Raw genomic sequence first — 5,682 nt, 5'->3', positions numbered from 1 at the left:
CCAGTTCCCCAGCCCATTCACCCTGCACACAAGTGAGTCTGGCCTCGCATCATCTGAGGCGAGGCCACAACGCAAGATCTTCAGTGGTCTTCTAGCCCGCGCGCTGGCCACCGCGACCGATTCGGTGGCCGCCGCGGCAGCCACCACCGAGGAGGCCGCCGCCTGGGCACTGACCTGGCTGACCGCCCATCCCGGCTGGCTGCTGATCTTCGACAACGTCGACGAGGTCGCCGACGTCGAGCCGTACCTTGCCCGGCTGACCCATGGCCACGCGCTGATCACCACCCGGCGCGATGTTGGCTGGCAGCGTCTGGGCATCGAGCCGGTGCGACTGGAGCTGCTGGCCCGGCAGGCTTCCATTGAGCTGCTGGCCGACCTGATCGGCCCGCCGGGTTCCGCCGACATCAGGCGGTTGGATCAGCTGGCCGACGAGCTGGGGGATCTGCCGCTGGCGCGTGGGCGCCGGCAGCCTGCACGCTGCCGACCGCTGCGGGTGGCCGAGTTCGACGCCTGGTTCGCCGACGCGGTGCAGGCTGTGCAGCGACCGGAGCGCACGCGGTTGCGGCTGGAGCTCGCTTTCACCCCTGAGCACGCGGCGCGGGCCGCTGAGCTGGCGGCGCGGGAGAACGGCTGCTGTTCCTTCTTCGCCTTCACCTTAACCGTGGCCAGCGGCGGCCTGGCGCTGGAGGTGGCAGTGCCGGGCGAGCACGTCGAGGTGCTGGACGCGCTGCAGGCGCGGGCGGGCGCGGCGGCAAAGCGGCCGGCGTGAAGCAGGACAATCGTGCTGAGTGGGGGCGGGCCGTACCTGCGCAGCGGGCAGGTCGCCGAGCAAGCGGGGGTCAACCTGCAGACCCTGCGCTACGACGAACGCCGAGGATTGATCGCCGAACCGGCGCGCAGCCCCCGCGGGCACCGCGCCTACCCGCCCGAGACCGTCACCCTGCTCACCGTGATCAAAGCCGCCCAGCGGCTCGGCTTCACCCTGGAGGAAGTGGCCGAGCTCATCGACACCGGACGGCGCGGCCACCCCACCCCGGACCTGCGCGCCCGCGCCCAGGCCAAGATCGCCGAGGTGGAGGCGCGCATCGCCGACCTGACCACCATCCGTGCCGCGCTGAGGCAGGTGGTCAGCGCCGGCTGCGACAGCCTGACCCACTGCACCTGCCCCGACTGCCCGTTGCCGTTCGCCGACCTGGCCGCCGATCGCACCGCCGAGGAGAACTGATCTCGTGAGCGCCGACCACGACCACCGCGCATCAGCCGCTCTTCCCCTGATCCCTTCGGGCCGCGGGCCGGACGAGCCCGCCGCCAGCGGCGGGCCGCCGCTGTGCAGTAAGGTCACGGCCGCGCTAGCGGCAACGTGATCAACCAGCGGGTCCGCGTCGTGGACGCCCCCTCGCCCCGCGATCCATCGTAAGGTGACGCAGATCACATCTCATACCGTGAACTCGCCTCGGCCGTCCGGGCGAAAGCTGGCGAATCGACGCGTAGGGACGGGAGCAGCATGTGATCGACGAATCCGCCAGGGCCGATGACGCCGAGCTGATACGGCGTTCGGAGCGTGATCCGGAGGCCTTCGCTGACCTGTTCGAGAGGCACGCACCCGCGTTGCGGCGCTACGTCGCGCGGAGGCTGGGCCCTTCCCTGGCCGACGACATCGTCTCCGACGCGTTCCTGGCGGCCTTTCAGCGTCGCGGTCGCTACGACCTGAGCCATCCAGACGCGCAGCCATGGCTGTACGGCATCGCCGCCCGGCTCATCAGCCGGCATCGGCGGGTGGAGATCCGCTTCTACCGGGCACTGGTCCGCACCGGCGTGGACGAGATCGTCGAGCCGTACGCCGAGCGGGTCGACGACCGGGTCGCCGCGCAGCAGGCCGGGCTGGCGGCGGCTCTGATGCACCTGTCCCCCGGGGATCGGGAGGTGCTGTTACTCGTGGCCTGGGCCGACATGTCCTACGAGGATGTGGCCCGCGCGCTGGACATACCGATCGGCACCGTGAGATCCCGCCTGAACCGTGCCCGGACCAGGACGCGCCAGGCGCTCGGGGGAGCAGACCCTGCGATGACGCGAAAGGAGTTCTCGGATGGATGAGCTGGGATCGTTGCGCGAGTGGCGGGCCGAGGTGCCCGAACCCGGCCAGGACTGGATCATTCCGGAGCGGCGGCGGCTGCTGACGCGGATGCTGGGGCGCAGGCGGGCACTGGGGCGTCGCCTGCTGGCGGTCGGGGCGTTGGGGGCCGCCGCCGCGGTCGCCGTGGCGGCTTTTCGGCCGCACCTTCCCGTTCAGGAGCCAGTGGCCACACCCTCGCTCGTCCGGCTCGACTCCGATGTGGTGCTGGCCCGCGCCGCCGAGGTGGTGAGCAGGCGCGAGAGCCCCCCGGTGCCGCTGCCGACGCAGTGGCACTACACCAAGACCCTGGACAAACAACCGCACTCGGACACGGCCGAGGCCAGTGAGGAATGGCTGCGCTACGACGGCATGCAGGCCGCCGGCTACGGCGAGGACGGCAAACTGCACGTCGGCCCCGAGGGCAATCCTCTGGATCCTGACGACGACGACCTGTCGCCGCAGCAGTACGACGCCAAGCTGCGCGAGCTGCCGACCGACCCGAGGAAGCTGCTGGCCAAGGTCACGCGTGACCGCCACTGGATCAAGGGATCGCATGAGGAGGGGGTTCCGAGGGAGGTCGTGCCCGCCGACGTTCGGGCGTACACCGTGATCATGCTCTACCTGAGCAGGTACGGTTCGATGCCACCGCGGCTGGAGGCGGCCATGTTCCGCGCTCTCGCTCTCATTCCCGGCGTCCGGATCGAGCAGGGCGTGAGCGACGCCGCCGGCCGCAGCGGGCTGGGCGTCTGGCAGGAGCAGGCCGGTGACGCACGGCCTGGCCGCAAGTACGAGATCTTGGACCCCACCACCTACCGCTATCTGGGTAGCCGGACGGTCTGGCTGCGGGATGAGCTGCGGCCCGGCGAGACGGAACCCGTCGCCCGCAAGGGAGCGGTGTGGAGCACGGCCCTGCTGGCGTCGGTGATCGTCGACCGTCCCGGCCAGCGCGGCTGAGCCTGCGTCACGCGGGTGTGCGCCGGGATACGTCCGCGTCCTTACTTGAGTTCGTGCTCGACCTTTACAACCGGTGTGAGGAGAAGCACACTCAACGCTAAGGTCTTCAGCACTTGGGGCTCCGCCGGTGATGGGCGGGTCTCGTTTGGGGTACCGATGGCCAGTAAAAGCGGCGGTCGTGATGACACGCGGTTAGCGGAGGGCTAGCGGTGCGCTAGCGGTGCTGGCGTGCGCGGCCTGCTGCGCCCTGCCCCTGCTGATCGGGGCCGGGCTGCTCACCGGGGCTGGAGCCGCGCTGGCCGAACCGGCCCTGCTGGCCATCGCCGGCGTGCTGATCGCCGCCGCGGCGGGCATGTGGTGGCGGTACCGGCGCGCCTCGCGCCGCAGATCTGTGGCGGCCGGAAGCTGCGGCTGCGGCGGAGGTTGCGGATGCTGAACACCCGCCCCATCACACCACCGGCAGCGACCCCGCCGGGCGCCCGTTGGTCGGGCGGCCTGCGGGATGCGCTGTACTGCCCGCTATGACGATCCTCCGCTCACTGCTGTTGTTCGCCGCGGCCGCGCTCGCCGAGATCGGCGGGGCTTGGCTGATCTGGCAGGGCGTACGCGAGCAGCGCGGCCTGGCCTGGATCGGCGCCGGCGTCGTCGCCCTGGGCCTGTACGGGTTCGTCGCCACCCTGCAGCCCGATGCCAACTTCGGCCGTATCCTGGCCGCCTACGGCGGCGTGTTCGTCGCCGGATCGCTGGCGTGGGGCATGGTCGTCGACGGGTTCCGGCCCGATCGCTGGGATGTCATCGGCGCGCTGGTCTGCCTGGCAGGAGTCGCCGTGATCATGTACGCGCCGCGCGGCTGAGCCGCCAGCCGCGACTCATTCGAACCCGGAAGGGTGTCGGGATTAGATGTCGTCAATTCCGGCCCCGAATCACCCGCCCGGTACGGTATTCCATCCCCCGATGTTCGATTTTCTGGACGGTCGAGAGCTGGGCTTGCGGGGTGTTGGGAAATCGCCTAATCCCGACAGCCCGCGAAGGCGTCGGAGCGCCATCACGACCTATGCGGTGCGGGAGCGGAGGTCGACCAGGGTGTGAGGTCGAGTTCCGGATACCGCAGCGCCATGCCGGTCAGTGTCTGCGGCGTCCAGTAGGTATGGCCTGGTGGGGGGAACCCGAAGGCTTGAAGTTGGCGAGGGGTAGCGCGGTGGACGAACGCGACCCATTCTCGTTCGAAGCCGCGCGCTGCCCAGCCGGCACGTTGTCCCCATGAGAGGCTGGACGGCCGGAAGCCCAGGTGCATGCTGTAGCGGGCGCCGCGAGGCGCTGTCAGTCGGGTGCCTCGGTGGAAGGTGCCGGCTTCGAAAGCGATGACGGTTCCTGCGGGCCCGGCACCGGAGACCTCGGCGCCGTACATCTCGGGGCTACCGCTGTCATCGTTGAATCGCCAGTCGCTTTCCTGCCCCGGCCGCAGGAACCAGTTCGGGACGGCGGGGATGTCCGCGGTGTGCCTGCGTGAAAGGAGGTGCGGCGGCCCGAGCTCTTCGGGGACGTCGGACAGAAAGACGAACATCTCCAACTGCCGGCAGCCCGGAGCGGTGTTGGGCACTAGCAGGGTGTGGTTGAGGTAGTCGCGGTGCAGGTCCTGGTCGTAGTCGCAAGCACCGGTGTACTTCGCCCAGGCTTCGGCCGTGTAGAGGTGGATGCTGTTGTCATCTAGCAGTGCCTGGGCGAGCGCCAGGATGCGATGGTTCACCGCAAGCAGGCTGATCTCGGTGCTGGCGAACGGGAAGGTGTCGATCCCGGCGAACTCGTCGCCGATGAAGCGTTCGCGGCGCGGGTCGGTGCCGTCATGGAAGCCCTCGGCGGACGGAAAAAGCAGATCCAATTCGCTCACCGCCGCTCCCAACTCCTCGGCGGGGATGAACCCCGGGAGGATCACGAAGCCATCGGCCAGCCAGTCCCGCGCCGCGCTCTCAAGGTCCATCCACCCATGATCATCCACGCGGGCAACCAGCGGCAATCACTTTTCGCACATACGGCTCGCCCTGCCCTCAGCCCTGTTAGATCAGCCGAACCAAACGCCGCTACCTGGCGGCTGAGGACACGTTCGGGAGCTGAGGGCCGAAACCGGCGCACCGCCGCCAGTTCCTCCACCACCGCACGCCGATCAATTGCCGACAGTCCCTCAGCCGCGGCCAACCCCAGCACTGCAGTGGCCACCAGGTTCGGCACCGACACCCCGGCTCGCCTCGCGGCGTCCGAGACGACCGCGAACTCCTCATCCGTGAACCGAACGCGCACCGCGTTCTGTCGCCCGCCCACCACACGACGCCGCCGAACCGCCACCCGTCACCTCCCGATGAACAGGAGCAGCACAGCAGACCAGGCGACACGACCCACCTAACTCGACAGCCACGAATACGACACAGTCGGTTACGGCAGGGCACCAGTACTTTTCGTCCGGGACGGAAGGATTCGTCTTTGCCGGCGGGCTGTCGGGGTTGGTGTTGAGCGCGGAGAAATGTCAGGGCGTGTTTGAGATGGGTGATCAGCATCAGTCGCAGACGTAGCGGGGCTGCCGTCGGGCGGGTCCGCCTCGGGTGAGGCGGCGGGCCATGCCA

General features: G+C 69.4%; 7 protein-coding genes. 6 read left to right on the top strand and 1 reads right to left on the bottom strand.

What is annotated here, in order from left to right:
- The 6 genes from ACWEVS_RS45810 to ACWEVS_RS45785 form a co-directional block, all read left to right on the top strand.
- Nucleotides 1–769 (top strand): hypothetical protein (locus ACWEVS_RS45810; protein ID WP_452557490.1); only part of this gene is annotated, 769 nt, incomplete at its 5' end.
- 12 nt (nucleotides 770–781) lie between these two features.
- Entirely contained in the window at nucleotides 782–1,225 is a 444-nt protein-coding gene (locus ACWEVS_RS45805; RefSeq protein ID WP_452557488.1) for a MerR family DNA-binding protein, read from the top strand.
- A 281-nt stretch (nucleotides 1,226–1,506) separates the two neighbouring features.
- Nucleotides 1,507–2,094, top strand: coding sequence for an RNA polymerase sigma factor (locus ACWEVS_RS45800; protein ID WP_452557486.1), 588 nt, complete (start codon nucleotides 1,507–1,509; stop codon nucleotides 2,092–2,094).
- A complete protein-coding gene (locus tag ACWEVS_RS45795) occupies nucleotides 2,087–3,067 on the top strand; it encodes a CU044_5270 family protein (RefSeq protein WP_452557484.1) in 981 nt (326 codons plus the stop codon). Before ACWEVS_RS45800 ends, ACWEVS_RS45795 begins: the two co-directional genes overlap by 8 nt.
- A gap of 220 nt (nucleotides 3,068–3,287) precedes the next feature.
- A complete protein-coding gene (locus ACWEVS_RS45790) occupies nucleotides 3,288–3,503 on the top strand; it encodes a hypothetical protein (protein ID WP_452557482.1) in 216 nt (71 codons plus the stop codon).
- A gap of 85 nt (nucleotides 3,504–3,588) precedes the next feature.
- On the top strand, nucleotides 3,589–3,921 hold the full coding sequence (locus ACWEVS_RS45785; RefSeq protein ID WP_452557480.1) for a YnfA family protein: 333 nt from the start codon (nucleotides 3,589–3,591) through the stop codon (nucleotides 3,919–3,921).
- A 191-nt stretch (nucleotides 3,922–4,112) separates the two neighbouring features.
- Here the strand turns inward: ACWEVS_RS45785 and ACWEVS_RS45780 are convergent, their stop codons facing one another.
- Nucleotides 4,113–5,045 carry a phytanoyl-CoA dioxygenase family protein gene (locus ACWEVS_RS45780; RefSeq protein WP_452557478.1) on the bottom strand — a complete coding sequence of 311 codons (933 nt, stop codon included), beginning with the start codon at nucleotides 5,043–5,045 and terminating at the stop codon, nucleotides 4,113–4,115.
- Between the last annotated feature and the right edge of the window lie 637 nt (nucleotides 5,046–5,682).

It is taken from the genome of Nonomuraea sp. NPDC003754 (genome assembly GCF_053605785.1).
Note: the sequence above shows the minus strand (reverse complement) of the source record. Positions and strands in the feature narration are given on the sequence as shown.